Below are 14761 nucleotides of genomic sequence, written 5' to 3'. Positions count from 1 at the left end.
ACATATGGCAGTTGTCATCATTACAAGTGATACTCATGGCTTAGAGAAGGAATTAAAGATGATTAAAGAGCGCCATCAGGATGAGGCAAGTGCGTTTATTCATTGTGGTGATTCGGAGCTTGATTTTGATTCAGAACCTATGAAAGGGTTTGAAAAGGTTCGTGGGAATTGTGATTTTGACCCAAAATATCCTGAGGAAAATCAAGTTACAGTAGAAGGAGTTCCTTTCTTCATTACCCATGGTCATTTATTTCAAGTGAAAATGAATTTAATGCCTTTGTCATATCGAGCTGATGAAGTGGGGGCTAAAATTGTCTGTTTTGGTCATTCTCATCTAGCAGGTGCAGAAAAGGTTGGGGAAAAATTATTTATTAATCCAGGGAGTGTACGACAACCCCGCGGAGGAGTTGCTGGGCGAACGCCTACTTATGTACGATTGGCATTTGAAGGGAAACAGGAGCTCCAAGTAGAGTTTGTTAATATGGACGGAGAGGTGGAATCCACTACTTCGGTCCATATTGATTAGAATAAATTTATAAATCCTGTTGACAAAATGAGTATAGCTTTATATAATAGGTTTTGTCGGTCAGGATTTGCGGGTGTAGTTTAGTGGTAAAACCTCAGCCTTCCAAGCTGATGTCGTGGGTTCGATTCCCATCACCCGCTCCATGTCCCAGTAGCTCAGCAGGATAGAGCAACAGCCTTCAAGTAGGAGCCTTTATAGGGAAATAAGAAACCTATAGAGTGGACGACACTGTATCGGTGAAACCTTAACAGATTATGCTGATGGCAACACCGAGGAAACTTACGCATATCGTGAGGATCCGTAGAGACTATACGTGTCGCACCTGAAATGGTGAAGATATAGTCCAGACCACAAACAACAATTGTTTGTTGGTGGCGAAAGTCATAGTGGTAAGCTAAGCTGTGGGTCGGGAGTTCGAATCTCTCCTGGGACGTATACATAATAAAGCTCACAAGTGTTTATAAACGCTTGTGAGCTTTTTTTTATGCTTTTAGATCTATGTATCGCTTGCGCAGCATGAACTGGTTTTAGCATATTGCTCCTAAACTTTAGCAAACCTGACTTGTGTATTAGCATGATTCATTCTATATTCAGCAAATAAGTCACCGACTTCATCAAAAATCCCTAACTTTAGCTTAAACCATATATAACTTCAGCTAAACTATATATAACTTCAGCATACAAGGAATATACTTTAGCGCTCCCCCCCCCCGAACAGCACAACCCACTCCATTCAAAACCCAAAAAGCATTTTCAATTAAATTAAATACCCAAACCGTGATTTGGTGATACTAACGAATATGTACTTAATATTTCTTTCTAACAAACAGAAAGGAGTTTAAACAATGAAAAAAGTACGGATTACTTATCATCCTCATTATCCTTTTCCTCAGTGCCTGTGGGGACGAGTTTTCAAAATGGAGTGCAGATGATGCGATTGAAGCTTTTGATGAGGTTGGATTAGAAGTAGAAGAACCGACTCAAATGACAAAGGATGATTATGGGATGGCCCCTATGAAGGCGGAGGAAGGATTTCGTTTTCTTATCCCGTCATTAGGTGAGGGTGCTGGAGGAAGAATTTTAGCTTTACAGATAAGGAAGCTTTAACCGAAATGAAGGACTACTATGATTCCTTAGGAGAAGAAAGCGCCATGCTCTTTTCGTGGACGATCCAGCACGATAATCTTTTGGTCCAAATCAACTATAGCCTTCCGGAAGAAAAATATAATGAGTAGAAAAAAGCATTACAATCATTATAATTTATCCCAAATAAAGCATTAGGCTAACAGGCTTAATGCTTTCATTCCTTCTATAAATAAATAAGGGGGAAACCAGAATAATGAAACCTCGCTTTTATTCGAACATTTATTGGCATTTCACAGGAGGACCAGTTTCAAAAGATGGCAGTGTTGTATGGCACAATTATCGATGTTTAAGGGAAGTAAAGGAGAATACGTTTCTAAGACAACCGAAAGAAGCAATGGAAAACCTTAAAAACATCATTCAAACCAAGGTATTACAAGCAACTAGTACTGAGAAAGTGTTAGAATCTGTGATCACCGATAAGTTCTGTTGTGTTTGTGATATTCCTTTAAAGGATTTAACCTTTCATAGGCAGTATTATGGGGATTACGGGATTGGATTTAATTCAAAGAAGATTCATGAAAACTTTCATCCTGTACTTTACTTTGAGCCACATCCAACAAAAATGATGAAGACCATGCCCAATCAGGTGAGAAATGTCAACAAGGACATATCAAATGAAAATATACAATCCTTTCTCCACAAACTAGGGATTACAAAGGAAAATCCTTTAGTGAACTTCTTAAAAATTACACATTTTGATACAGATTATGACGATACCTTCTATGGTGAGCGAGAGTGGAGATGCTTGGAAAATTTTCGTTTCGTCGAGCAAGATGTTGAAGCGATTATTGTACCGAAATCAGAAGTTAATGATATTCAAGGCTTCTTAAAGGAACATGGGTATCGAAATATAAGTGTGTTAAGTTGGGATTTGATTGAAAATATATAAATAGGTTATGTATAGCAGGCAATAAGCCTGCTTTTAAGTAGATGTTTCTTTTGTTTTTTCTTTTCGTTCATTTCTTAATCGCATTTCTTCTTTTAAAATATTCACAAAATCATGATCCAATTGTAAGTCTAATGCTCTTTTATAGGCGTCCTCCAGCTTTTCATCATTAATGTATGAAAATCTGATAGTATCACTCCCGTTATGTTTGGATAGTTAGAACATAAGACCTTCTCGTAGCTATCAAGAATGATAAGGTAAGAAAAACTGATTATTTCAGCCATTTTTAGATGTACTTGATGACAATCTAGTTTTTCTATTAAAGTAAATTATATTAGTTATTTCCCGATAATAAATGTTTTTAAACCTTTAGGCATGTAGAAAACTTGGCTAGAGCCTAGTTGCGCTTAACTATCTACCGATTGAACTTATAAATACTGAATACTGATTGTGAAAAAATAGAGATGCCAATTGCTGATTGGCATCTCCAGTCTTATAACTTGTATATATCGGGTCTGCGGTCAGAAAAGATTGGAATTGTTTTTCTGACCTCATCAACCTGCTCTAAGTGAATATTACCATATAAAATCGTTTCGTCTTTATCCGCCTCTGCTATAATTTCTCCCCATGGGCCAATAATCAAGGAATGACCGCCAAAATTGTTCTTAGGATCTGATCCAACCCTGTTACAGGCGACCACATAGCATTGATTTTCAATGGCACGGCTGATTAGCAAGCTCCGCCAGTGATCAATTCGCGGCTCAGGCCATTCTGCCACAACAAATAATACTTTTGTATTGTTGAGCATATGAGTTCGAATCCATTCTGGAAAACGTATATCATAGCAGATAAGTCCTGCACATTTATGGTTATTTAAATCAAATAAGCCTGAATGATTTCCTTCTATTAAGTACTTTTCCTCATCCATTAAACGAAATAAATGTGCTTTGCTGTATTCACTTAGTAATTCACCAGTATGACTGATCACAAACATTGTATTGGTTACACCTTGCTGAGTACGCTTAGCAACAGATCCTCCAATGATATAAACGTGGTGTTCCTGAGCGAGGGATTTTAGAAAAGAAAGGCTTTCTAATCCTTCCTTATCAGCAATTTCATCCAGCCTCGTTAGGTCATAGCCTGTTGTCCATAGTTCAGGGAGAACAACCACATCAACCTCATGCTGAACAGCTTCTGCGATAAGATCTTTCACTTTGCGGTAATTCGCTTGGGGATCCCCATATGCAATATCCATCTGAATCAAGGCCGCTTTAAGAGTCATCTGATTCTCTCCTTAATATTGGAGTTCGCCTCCATAATATTGTTGAATATTATGTCATTAGTCCCTTCATCTGTCAATTAAATAATAAACAATTGATTCTTTTCTAAACTTTACAAATTATCTCCAGACCGATATCATAAAAAACAATATAGTTAGATACGGGAGATGAGAGGTAATGAATACATTCGAACAATCTGAAGCATTGCAAAGACTACCAGAACAATTCTTTGCCAAGCTCGTGAAAAAGGTACATAAAATGAAAAAACAAGGTCATGACATTATTAATCTAGGGCAAGGGAATCCAGATTTGCCAACGCCGCCCCATATTGTTGAAGAGCTACAGAAAGCGTCTGAAAATCCCAAGTATCATAAATATTCTCCATTCCAAGGTTATCCGTTTTTAAAGGAAGCCGTAGCAGAATTTTATAAAAGAGAATATGGAGTGGATATTGACCCAGAAAAAGAGATTGCAGTGTTGTTTGGAGCCAAAACTGGTTTAGTGGAAATTAGTCAATGTCTGCTGAATTCAGGAGATTTAGCTTTACTTCCTGACCCAGGTTACCCGGATTACATGTCAGGTATTGCATTGGCAAATGCCAAAACTGAGTTTATGCCTTTATTAAAGGAGAATGATTTTTTACCTGACTATCAAAAAATTAGTGCTGATTCGATGGAAGAGGCCAAATTGATGTTTTTAAACTACCCGAACAATCCGACGTCAGCTACCGCCACAAAATCTTTTTTTGATGAAACCGTCAACTTAGCTAAGGAGAACAACATTTGTGTAGTTCATGACTTTGCTTATGGGGCTTTAGGATTTGATGGGCAAAAGCCGCAAAGCTTTTTACAGTCTAAAGGAGCTAAGGATATCGGAGTAGAAATCTATACTTTATCAAAGACCTATAATATGGCTGGTTGGCGGGTTGGCTTTGCCATTGGTAACCAGTCTGTCATCAATAGTATTAATTTAATTCAGGATCACCTTTATGTAAGCTTATTTGGTGCGGTTCAACATGCTGCTGCAAAAGCTTTAACTAGTAGTCAAGAGGCTGTTCAGCAATTAGTGGATACCTATCAAAGTAGAAGGGATAGATTCATTCAAAAATTGAACGAAATTGGGTGGGAAGTAGAGGCGCCGAAAGGAACATTTTTTGTATGGCTGCCTGTTCCTAGCGGATATACATCTGAAGAGCTTGCTAATGTTTTATTAGAAGAAGCACATGTAATGACGGCACCTGGTCATGGATTCGGGGCATCAGGTGAAGGGTATCTTCGTGTAGGTTTACTTGATGATGAAGATCGATTAGAGGAAGCCGTTAGACGTATAGAAAAGCTACAGTTATTTATGAAGGAGAAATGAACCTAATCCAGTACTGTCTTTAAAGGCGGTGCTGGATTTTGTTATATTATAAAAACATTCGGGCAAGTCTTTTTCGCAAAGGATACTTATGGTATAGTATGTGAGGTTTATTTGACGAATCAAATTATATTATACTTGTTGTAAATCATAAGTTTTTAATTCGTGAAAATTGGGTATGAATAAGTAATACTTCACTTGATTTCCGATAGAACAGGAAGGTGTTTATGAAAAAAGAACATCAAGATGTAGTGATATTTCCTGGCTGGAAAAGACAATTAGAGCAGGATGGATTAGAAGCACTAAAGGAAAAAAGATATGAGGATGCACTTGAAAAGGTAAAGCTATTGGAACAGTTTGAAGCGGCTTCTTATGAAATCTTAACAGGAAAAATTATTTGTTATATTGAGTTAAATCGTTATGATGAAGCGATTGCTTTATGTAGAAAATTGATGAAAGAGGACGAAGATAACTATTATAAATATCTACATATTTATATTACTGTTTTATTCCAAACAAGCCAATATGGAGAAATTATAAGTTTATTAGACGAAATTTTTTCAACGGAAAAGGTTCCATATACATATCGGGAGCAATTTAATCAAATTTATAACTTAAGTCAAAATTTTTATCAGGATGAAGAAGCTCATAATCCTACAACGGAAATTCAACATTTTATCCAAAACTTAGATGGCGGAAGTTTTCAGGAACAATGGCGATTATTATCATTATTAAGAAAAAAACCGGTAGGAGATTATATTGATGATTTAATTCCATATTTTAGTGATAATGAATTGAATCCGGTTATCAAAACAGGATTACTTCAATGGTTGACAGAACAAGATGTAGATCGAGAAATTGAAATTGAAAAATTTAACCAAACCAAGGTTGTCAATCCAAAAAATCTATCAGATATATTAGAAAGTAATTGTGCAAAGGAAATTGTTCAATCACTAGATATTATTGAACAAAATGACCCAACCTTGTTTGAATTTACACGTCAAATTCTATTCCGCTTTTTGTATGTTTACTATCCATTTGTTCCGGAACAGGAAGACTGCCTGCCTATTTCAGAGGCGGTTTTGTCACTCGCCTTAGAATATTTGCAATTGGAGGAAGGTCATCATTCTATTTTGGATGGGGAAAGTGAACGGCGTGAGTTTTGGATGGATGAAATAAAGCGTCTAGAAATGAAATATTTTTCGCAAATTGAGTAGGATATGTGAGGTATATCTAGTACATATTAGCGCGATAAGTCGTGTTTTCTAATAGTTGAAAGCACGGTACAGTATGTTATAATATAGTGGTTGCATTATGCCATCGTTCATTGGAATATACTATCAACTCATTTAGCCTACCTGATAGTATAAGAAAAAGATCATAATGACTATTTAAATTCAGTACTTAATTGAATAATAGATGTTGGAGGGAAACTTATGTCAGTAAAATGGGAAAAACAAGAAGGTAATGAAGGTGTTCTTACTGTTGAAGTCGATGCAGAAGAATTTAATTCTGCTTTAGATAAAGCCTTCAAAAAAGTTGTTAAGGATGTCCAAATTCCTGGATTCCGTAAAGGGAGAATTCCTCGTCCAATCTTTGAAAAACGATTCGGCGTTGAATCTCTTTACCAAGATGCATTAGACATTATTCTACCTGATGCTTACATGAACGCTGTGAACGAAGCTGGAATCGAACCAGTTGATCAACCAGAAGTTGATGTTGAGCAAATCGAAAAAGGACAAAACTTAATCTTCACTGCTAAGGTAACAGTGAAGCCTGAAGTTAAACTAGGTGATTACAAAGGCCTTGAAGTTGAAGAGGTAAACACTGAAGTGACAGATGAAGACGTTGAAAATGAATTGAAGCAAATGCAAGAACGCCACGCTGAGCTAGTGGTTAAAGAAGAGGGTAAGATTGAAGAAGGCGATACCGTTGTATTTGACTTTGAAGGCTTCATGGATGGAGAAGCATTTGAAGGTGGAAGTGCTGAAAACCATTCCTTAGAAATTGGCTCTGGTCAATTCATTCCTGGCTTTGAGGAACAGCTAGTTGGCAAGGAAGCAGGGGAAGAAAGTGAAGTAGAAGTAACTTTCCCAGAAGACTATCATGCTGAAGAATTAGCTGGAAAACCTGCTACTTTCAAAATTAAGATTCATGAAATTAAGGCGAAGGAACTCCCTGAGCTTGACGATGAATTTGCTAAGGATGCCGATGATGAAGTAGAAAGCATTGATGAATTAAAAGAAAAGACGAAAAAACGTCTACAAGAGCAAAAGGAACAAGATGCTGAGAATCAAAAGCGCGAAACTTTAGTTCAAAAAGCATCTGAAAACGCAGAGGTAGACATTCCAGATGCAATGGTTGAGACAGAACTAGACCGTATGCTACAAGAGTTTGAACAACAGCTACAAATGCAAGGTATGACCTTAGATATGTATCAACAGTTCTCAGGTCAAGATAAAGACGCGTTAAGAGAGCAAATGAAAGAAGATGCTGGCAAGCGCGTAAAAACAAACCTAACACTTGAAGCCATTGCAAATGAAGAAAACCTTGAAGCAACTGAAGAAGATGTGGATGAGGACATTCAAAAAATGGCAGAAATGTATCAAATGGAATCTACTCAAATTAAACAAATGCTAGGTGGAAACACAGAAGCATTAAAAGGTGAATTAAAGGTTAGAAAAGCGATTGACTTCTTAGTTGATCAAAGCAAAGCTGTATAATAAGAGTTAAAACAAGGTGCGAGGGTTTCGTACCTTGTTTTATACATATGAGATTGAATGTTATTTCTTGATATTTAAAATGATCACCTAGTTCAGTCACATACTTGTAATGATTTGCATACATATAAGTTAAGGGTTTTTTAAGTCATTAAATCTTTCATAATGTCCAGTTACCTTTATGATTGACTAATCTAAGTATGACGTACATAATGAAAGATATCTCCATTTATTGTATGGAGAAATCAATGAGATATGACTTTCTTCCACAAGCACATATTTGATATGATGTGCTAAAGACTAACAAACATGATATGAGTTATTTTAATTAGATACAGAACAATAGGTGAGGTGATTGAATGCTAAAATTTAACGATGAAAAAGGACGTCTGAAATGTTCTTTTTGTGGGAAAACGCAAGAGCAGGTTCGTAAGCTCGTTGCAGGCCCTGGTGTTTATATATGTGATGAGTGTATTGAACTTTGCACGGAAATCGTGGAGGAAGAGTTAGGTCAAGAAGAAGAAGTTGAATTTAAAGATGTTCCAAAACCAAAGGAAATCTGTGATATATTAAGTGATTATGTTATTGGGCAAGAAAATGCAAAAAAATCCTTGTCTGTTGCTGTATACAATCACTATAAACGAATTAACTCAAATCAAAATAGCGATGATATCGAATTATCTAAAAGTAATATCGTATTAATGGGTCCTACAGGTAGTGGTAAAACATTACTCGCCCAAACATTAGCCCGCATATTGAATGTTCCATTTGCGATTGCTGATGCCACTTCTTTGACTGAAGCGGGATATGTTGGTGAAGATGTAGAAAATATCCTACTTAAGTTAATTCAGGCTGCAGATTATGATGTGGAAAAGGCAGAAAAAGGGATCATATACATTGACGAAATTGATAAGGTTGCCAGAAAATCTGAAAACCCATCCATAACTAGAGATGTATCAGGTGAAGGCGTACAGCAAGCCTTATTAAAAATCCTTGAAGGTACGGTTGCAAGTGTGCCCCCACAGGGTGGTCGAAAGCATCCACACCAAGAATTTATCCAAATTGATACATCAAATGTTTTATTCATTGTTGGTGGTGCCTTTGACGGAATTGAGCAAATCATTAAGCGTCGTTTAGGTAAGCGTGTAATTGGCTTCGGTGCTGACAATTATGGTGAAGAATTGGATAAAGCAGAGCTGCTATCCAAAGTGCTACCTGAGGATCTTCTACGCTATGGTCTAATTCCAGAATTTATTGGTCGTTTACCAGTAATCGGTGCATTAGAGCCATTAGACGAAGATGCGTTAGTAGAAATTTTAACTAAGCCAAAGAACGCACTAGTTAAGCAATATCAAAAGCTATTTGAAATTGACCATGTTGAGCTTGAAATTGAAGAAGAGGCTCTAAAGGCCATTGCTAATAAAGCGATTGAAAGAAAAACAGGTGCCCGTGGATTACGGTCTATTATTGAGGGCATTATGTTAGATGTTATGTTTGAATTACCTTCTCGTGAGGATGTTGAGAAATGCATCATCACAAAGGATACCGTGAGTTTGGAAAATGGTAAGCCAAAGCTTGTCATGACTGATGGAACGGTGTTAGATCAGAACGAGGAGACGCCAAAAGAAAGTGCATAATAAATCGACTCCCCCCGCCCAAAATGGTGTGGGGAGTTTTTTATGCTTGATGAATGATTGATGCCTTCTATGCTGAGATGCCTTTAGTATAATTAGTTCATGCATTAACGTTTTTGTGTTGTAATTTAGCATTAGCCTCTTAATCTTTAGTTGATTTTACTACAAATTTAGCTTAATCCCCTACCTTCAGCATCCTAATCTAAACTTTAGCAAATCTCTTCATACCTTTAGCAAAAAAACACTACTTCTACTTATGAATAACTAAAAATCCTGATTCCTCTTCCTCCCATTTTTAGCGTAGGATTGCGTTTAATCCGCTTTCTTTCAGGAGATACTAGCAAATAATGTACATAGAAATGGGAGGAAAATGTTGATGAGTGGTTTTGCAGGAATTGCAATATTTATTCAATTAATTGTTGGTATCGTGGTCGGTTTATACTTCTGGAATATGTTAAAAAATAACCGTACGAGTAAAGTAGCGATTGAAAAAGAATCCAAAAAGGAACTTGAAGAGCTGAGAAAAATGCGTGCCATATCGCTTTCAGAACCTCTCTCAGAAATGGTACGCCCGAAACAAATGAAGGATGTTATTGGTCAGGAGGATGGCATTGAATCCTTGCGGGCAGCACTATGTAGTGCCAATCCACAGCACGTTATTTTATATGGTCCCCCAGGGGTTGGGAAAACGGCCGCAGCAAGATTAGTCCTCGAAGAAGCCAAAAAAAGACCTGAAACCCCCTTCAAACAGGATGCCGTTTTTGTGGAGGTTGATGCGACAACTGCTCGATTCGATGAGCGGAGCATTGCTGATCCCCTCATTGGTTCTGTGCATGATCCCATTTATCAGGGTGCAGGAGCAATGGGACAGGCTGGTATACCACAGCCGAAAAAGGGTGCAGTGTCCAACGCCCATGGAGGGGTTTTATTTTTAGATGAAATTGGTGAATTACATCCCCTGCAAATGAATAAATTATTAAAGGTGTTAGAGGATCGTAAGGTTTTCTTTGATAGTGCCTATTATAGTGAGGAAAATGAAAAAATTCCGTTACATGTCCATGAAATTTTTCAGCAGGGTCTACCGGCTGATTTTAGATTAATTGGGGCTACAACCCGAAAACCCGAAGAAATTCCACCAGCTATTCGATCCAGATGCTTGGAAATCTTCTTTAAGGACTTAGAAAGTGATCATTTAAAAACGGTTGCCAAAAAAGCTGCTGCAAAAGTTAAAGTAGAAATAGAAGATGATGCATTAGAACGAATTGCCACGTATTCCCGTAATGGGCGTGAAGCGGTCAATATTGTTCAAATTTGTGTGGGCATCATTAAAAAACAGCATAAAAATAATATCGAAATTAAAGATATTGAATGGGTAGCTGAATCTAGTCAGCTCGTCCCTAAAATCACGCCAAAGATTGCCAAGGAATCAAAAGTTGGTGTGGTCAATGGCCTTGCCGTATTTGGCCCAAATTCAGGCTCTTTACTTGAAATTGAGGTATCAGCCTTACCAGTGAGCGAGAATAAGGAAGGAACAATTCACATTTCAGGGATTGTCGATGAAGAAGAGATGAATCAAGGTGGACGAACGATTCGCCGCAAAAGTATGGCCAATCACTCTGTCTCGAATGTACTCACCATGTTGAAATCTATGGGTGTCCCAGTTCACCAGTACCATTTACATGTCAATTATCCTGGAGGAGTACCAGTAGATGGTCCTTCAGCAGGTGTGGCAATGGCAGTGGGGATATTTTCCGCTATTCATAAGGTTGCAATCAAGAATGATGTTGCTCTTACTGGTGAAATCAGTTTACATGGAGCCGTTAAGCCTGTAGGTGGAATATTACCTAAAATAAAAGCAGCAAAAAAAGCAGGGGCTGTAAAGGCCTTAATTCCTTATGAAAATAGACAAGCAGGTTTAGATCAGATTGAAGGTATTGAGGTTGTTCCAGTACAAAAATTTGAAGAGGTATTGGAGCATGTTTTAGCCGCAGAGTTTCATTCCATTACTCAAAATCAAAACATTCCTTATCAAAAGCGGCAATCTATTTAGTTAATCGAATTTGTTTACAAACGAAAAGGATTTCTTTATGATGATAGTACGATATGGAAGTCTTGGAGGTGTAGAGAAGGAATATGGCAAATCAAGAGGTCAAACAGCTTCCCCTCCTGCCTTTGCGCGGTTTAATTGTATACCCATCAATGGTGTTACACTTAGATGTTGGTCGTGATAAATCAGTTAAGGCGTTGGAGCAATCCATGGTGGAAGACAATCTAATATTTTTAGCCTCACAGAAAGAAATGGATATAGATGAACCATCAGAAGATGAAATATACCGTATGGGAACCATTGCCAATGTAAAACAGATGCTTAAGCTTCCTAATGGAACAATTCGAGTATTAGTAGAAGGAATTGATCGTGCTGAACTTCTCCAATTTAAGGACGAAGAGGAATATTTCCTTGTAGATGTTGAAGAAGTGAACGAAACGCATCATGATTCTGTTGAAGAACAGGCTCTTATGCGTAAGCTACTCGAATACTTTGAACAGTACATAAAAGCATCGAAAAAGACAAGCCAAGAAACGTTGTCAAGTGTTTCAGATATTGATGAGCCTGGACGTTTGGCTGATATTATTGCTTCCCATCTTTCTTTAAAAATGAAGGATAAGCAAAAGATTCTAGAAATTACAGATGTAACCGAGCGACTCAATCATTTAATTGATATTATTCATAATGAAAAAGAAGTGCTTCATTTAGAAAAGAAAATTGGACAACGCGTCAAAAAATCAATGGAACGTACGCAAAAGGAATATTACTTACGTGAGCAAATGAAAGCCATCCAGAAGGAGCTTGGCGATAAGGATGGAAAATCAGGTGAAGTTGCTTCATTACGAGATAAAATTAAAGAAGCCAACATGCCTGAACGAATTGAACAAGTAGCTACGAAAGAATTGGATCGTTATGAACGAGTTCCCAACAATTCTGCAGAAAGCTCTGTCATTCGTAATTATATTGAGTGGCTAATTGCGCTACCTTGGACAGAAGAAACCGAGGATATTTTAGATATTAACCGGGCTGAAGAAACACTAAATGAGGACCACTATGGCCTGGATAAAGTAAAAGAACGAATTTTAGAATATTTGGCTGTTCAACAATTAACCCAAACCATTAAGGGGCCCATTTTATGTTTAGTAGGACCACCGGGTGTTGGGAAAACTTCCTTAGCAAAATCCATTGCCAAATCGATTGATCGTAAATTTGTTCGTTCTTCTCTTGGTGGAGTTCGTGATGAAGCGGAAATCCGTGGACATCGTCGAACCTATGTTGGAGCTATGCCTGGACGTATCATTCAAGGAATGAAAAAAGCTGGTACAATAAATCCAGTGTTTTTGTTGGATGAAATCGATAAAATGGCGAGTGATTTCCGTGGTGACCCATCATCCGCCATGCTTGAAGTATTAGATCCTGAACAGAACAGTACATTTAGCGACCATTTTATTGAAGAAAATTATGACCTATCCAATGTCATGTTTATTGCGACAGCTAATAATCTGGCAACCATTCCTGGACCATTGCTTGATCGAATGGAAGTCATTTCAATTGCTGGGTATACCGAAGTTGAGAAGCTCCATATTGCTAAAGAGCATTTATTACCAAAGCAAGTGAAGGAAAATGGATTAACAAAAGGAAATTTCCAGGTTAAAGATGAGTCTATACTCAAAATCATTCGCACTTATACTCGTGAAGCGGGGGTAAGAAATCTGGAACGAACATTAGCATCCATTTGCCGTAAGGGTGCTAAGATGATTGTTTCTGGTGACAAGAAGAAGGTCATCGTAACAGAAAAAATACTAGAGGAAATGCTTGGTAAACCAAGATTCCGTTATGGTCAAGCTGAGGAACAGGATCAAATTGGTGCAGCAACAGGGCTTGCTTATACCGCAGCAGGTGGGGATACCTTATCCATTGAAGTATCCATATATCCTGGTAAAGGAAAGCTAACTTTGACAGGAAAGCTTGGAGATGTCATGAAGGAATCGGCTCAAGCAGCGTTTAGCTACATACGCTCACGTGCAGAGGAGCTAAACATTGATCCGAATTTCCATGAAAATAATGATATTCATATTCATGTCCCAGAGGGTGCAACACCTAAGGATGGCCCGTCTGCGGGTATTACAATGGCGACTGCCTTAGTCTCTGCTTTAACAGGTCGTGCAGTTCGAAAAGAGGTAGGAATGACTGGTGAAATCACCTTAAGAGGCCGCGTACTGCCAATTGGTGGGTTAAAGGAAAAGTCCTTAAGTGCTCACCGCGCAGGCTTGAAAAAAATTATCATTCCTGCTGAAAATAATAAAGACTTAGAAGACATTCCAGAGAGTGTTCGTAATGATTTAACATATGTAAAAGTAACACATTTGGATGAAGTGCTAGACCATGCACTTTTGGAGGAACCAGTGAATGAAAGTTAATGATGTTGAACTCGTAATTAGCGCCGTTAGAGAGGATCAATACCCCAATGATCCTCTACCTGAAATCGCACTTGCCGGACGTTCCAATGTAGGGAAGTCATCCTTTATTAATCGAATGATTCAACGTAAAGGAATGGCTCGTATTTCAGCCAGACCAGGTAAAACTCAAACCCTTAATTTCTATTTGATAAATCAACAGCTTTATTTTGTGGATGTACCTGGATACGGCTATGCAAAGGTCTCGAAAAAAGAGCGTCAAGCTTGGGGAAAAATGATGGAAAATTACTTTTCTAAACGTAAGGAACTAAAATTAGCCGTTTTAATCGTCGATTTGCGTCATAACCCAACTGAAGATGACTTACTTATGTATGATTTTCTAAAGCATTATGAAATCCCAGTATTAGTCATCGCAACCAAAATGGACAAAGTGGCAAAAACGAAAAGACCAAGCCATCTTAAGAAAATTAAAGAAGCATTAGACATTGAACCTGAAGATCAAATTATTCCCTTTTCATCTGAAACAGGTGAAGGGAAGGATGAAGCATGGGGTGCGATTCGATCTTTTGTTGGTAAATAATTTAAGAAAAGGTGCTCAACACTTGTATGGTACCGACCCCCGAAAGTTAGAGTAGAAAATCTAACTTTCGGGGGTGTTTTTATGGTCAAATATAGTGAGGAATTTAAAATAAAGCTTGTTACCGAGTATTTGTATGGGCATCTTGGATATCTATCATTATCGAAAA

At 37.7% G+C, this 14761-nt stretch carries 13 protein-coding genes and 1 tRNA gene; 12 read left to right on the top strand and 2 right to left on the bottom strand.

Going from position 1 to position 14761, the window contains the following annotated elements; translation table 11 throughout:
- Window positions 1-4 precede the first annotated feature (4 nt).
- The 5 genes from GH754_RS19085 to GH754_RS19075 all read left to right on the top strand — a co-directional run bounded on the left by GH754_RS19085 (window position 5) and on the right by GH754_RS19075 (window position 2561).
- Entirely contained in the window at window positions 5-526 is a 522-nt protein-coding gene (locus tag GH754_RS19085) for a metallophosphoesterase (RefSeq protein WP_153730243.1), read from the top strand.
- 69 nt (window positions 527-595) lie between these two features.
- A tRNA-Gly gene (locus tag GH754_RS19080) sits at window positions 596-669 on the top strand.
- An 841-nt stretch (window positions 670-1510) separates the two neighbouring features.
- Window positions 1511-1633, top strand: a complete 123-nt coding sequence (locus GH754_RS19890; protein ID WP_267206730.1) for a hypothetical protein — start codon at window positions 1511-1513, stop codon at window positions 1631-1633.
- Between the two features lie 5 nt (window positions 1634-1638).
- Window positions 1639-1761 carry a hypothetical protein gene (locus GH754_RS19885; RefSeq protein WP_267206729.1) on the top strand — a complete coding sequence of 41 codons (123 nt, stop codon included), beginning with the start codon at window positions 1639-1641 and terminating at the stop codon, window positions 1759-1761.
- A 104-nt stretch (window positions 1762-1865) separates the two neighbouring features.
- Window positions 1866-2561 (top strand): abortive infection system antitoxin AbiGi family protein, encoded by a 696-nt coding sequence (locus GH754_RS19075; RefSeq protein ID WP_153730242.1) that lies wholly within the window; start codon window positions 1866-1868, stop codon window positions 2559-2561.
- A gap of 33 nt (window positions 2562-2594) precedes the next feature.
- Here GH754_RS19075 and sda read toward each other — a convergent pair whose 3' ends face one another.
- Window positions 2595-2732, bottom strand: a complete 138-nt coding sequence (gene sda, locus GH754_RS20135) for a sporulation histidine kinase inhibitor Sda (RefSeq protein WP_407690683.1) — start codon at window positions 2730-2732, stop codon at window positions 2595-2597.
- Between the two features lie 319 nt (window positions 2733-3051).
- On the bottom strand, window positions 3052-3840 hold the full coding sequence (locus GH754_RS19065; RefSeq protein ID WP_153730241.1) for a carbon-nitrogen family hydrolase: 789 nt from the start codon (window positions 3838-3840) through the stop codon (window positions 3052-3054).
- 175 nt (window positions 3841-4015) lie between these two features.
- Between GH754_RS19065 and GH754_RS19060 the strand changes: the two genes are divergently transcribed.
- From GH754_RS19060 to yihA, 7 genes are all read left to right on the top strand, one after another.
- Window positions 4016-5200, top strand: a complete 1185-nt coding sequence (locus GH754_RS19060) for a pyridoxal phosphate-dependent aminotransferase (RefSeq protein WP_153730240.1) — start codon at window positions 4016-4018, stop codon at window positions 5198-5200.
- A 224-nt stretch (window positions 5201-5424) separates the two neighbouring features.
- Entirely contained in the window at window positions 5425-6414 is a 990-nt protein-coding gene (locus GH754_RS19055) for a tetratricopeptide repeat protein (RefSeq protein WP_153730239.1), read from the top strand.
- Between the two features lie 219 nt (window positions 6415-6633).
- The gene (gene tig, locus GH754_RS19050; protein ID WP_153730238.1) at window positions 6634-7920 is read left to right on the top strand and encodes a trigger factor; all 1287 of its coding nucleotides are present in this window, start codon (window positions 6634-6636) and stop codon (window positions 7918-7920) included.
- A gap of 356 nt (window positions 7921-8276) precedes the next feature.
- Window positions 8277-9554, top strand: coding sequence for an ATP-dependent protease ATP-binding subunit ClpX (clpX, locus tag GH754_RS19045; RefSeq protein WP_153730237.1), 1278 nt, complete (start codon window positions 8277-8279; stop codon window positions 9552-9554).
- Between the two features lie 373 nt (window positions 9555-9927).
- Window positions 9928-11601, top strand: coding sequence for an ATP-dependent protease LonB (lonB, locus tag GH754_RS19040; RefSeq protein ID WP_153730236.1), 1674 nt, complete (start codon window positions 9928-9930; stop codon window positions 11599-11601).
- Window positions 11602-11684: 83 nt separating this feature from the next.
- On the top strand, window positions 11685-14018 hold the full coding sequence (gene lon / locus GH754_RS19035) for an endopeptidase La (protein ID WP_153730235.1): 2334 nt from the start codon (window positions 11685-11687) through the stop codon (window positions 14016-14018).
- The gene (gene yihA, locus GH754_RS19030; protein WP_153730234.1) at window positions 14008-14595 is read left to right on the top strand and encodes a ribosome biogenesis GTP-binding protein YihA/YsxC; all 588 of its coding nucleotides are present in this window, start codon (window positions 14008-14010) and stop codon (window positions 14593-14595) included. The genes lon and yihA overlap by 11 nt, the downstream gene beginning before the upstream one ends.
- The last annotated feature ends 166 nt before the right edge of the window (window positions 14596-14761 follow it).

This window comes from Salinibacillus xinjiangensis, assembly GCF_009649735.1.
In the GTDB taxonomy this organism is placed as follows: domain Bacteria; phylum Bacillota; class Bacilli; order Bacillales; family Alkalibacillaceae; genus Salinibacillus; species Salinibacillus xinjiangensis.
The sequence above is the reverse complement of the archived record's forward strand: the minus strand, read 5'-3'. Positions and strand labels throughout refer to the sequence as shown.

Coding starts and splice junctions, on each gene's coding strand:
- lonB (WP_153730236.1), top strand. CDS start 9,928: ATGAGTGGTTTTGCAGGAATTGCAATATTTATTCAATTAATTGTTGGT.
- yihA (WP_153730234.1), top strand. CDS start 14,008: ATGAAAGTTAATGATGTTGAACTCGTAATTAGCGCCGTTAGAGAGGAT.
- clpX (WP_153730237.1), top strand. CDS start 8,277: ATGCTAAAATTTAACGATGAAAAAGGACGTCTGAAATGTTCTTTTTGT.
- GH754_RS19890 (WP_267206730.1), top strand. CDS start 1,511: ATGACAAAGGATGATTATGGGATGGCCCCTATGAAGGCGGAGGAAGGA.
- GH754_RS19885 (WP_267206729.1), top strand. CDS start 1,639: ATGAAGGACTACTATGATTCCTTAGGAGAAGAAAGCGCCATGCTCTTT.
- GH754_RS19065 (WP_153730241.1), bottom strand. CDS start 3,840: ATGACTCTTAAAGCGGCCTTGATTCAGATGGATATTGCATATGGGGAT.
- GH754_RS19075 (WP_153730242.1), top strand. CDS start 1,866: ATGAAACCTCGCTTTTATTCGAACATTTATTGGCATTTCACAGGAGGA.
- lon (WP_153730235.1), top strand. CDS start 11,685: ATGGCAAATCAAGAGGTCAAACAGCTTCCCCTCCTGCCTTTGCGCGGT.
- GH754_RS19085 (WP_153730243.1), top strand. CDS start 5: ATGGCAGTTGTCATCATTACAAGTGATACTCATGGCTTAGAGAAGGAA.
- tig (WP_153730238.1), top strand. CDS start 6,634: ATGTCAGTAAAATGGGAAAAACAAGAAGGTAATGAAGGTGTTCTTACT.
- GH754_RS19060 (WP_153730240.1), top strand. CDS start 4,016: ATGAATACATTCGAACAATCTGAAGCATTGCAAAGACTACCAGAACAA.
- GH754_RS19055 (WP_153730239.1), top strand. CDS start 5,425: ATGAAAAAAGAACATCAAGATGTAGTGATATTTCCTGGCTGGAAAAGA.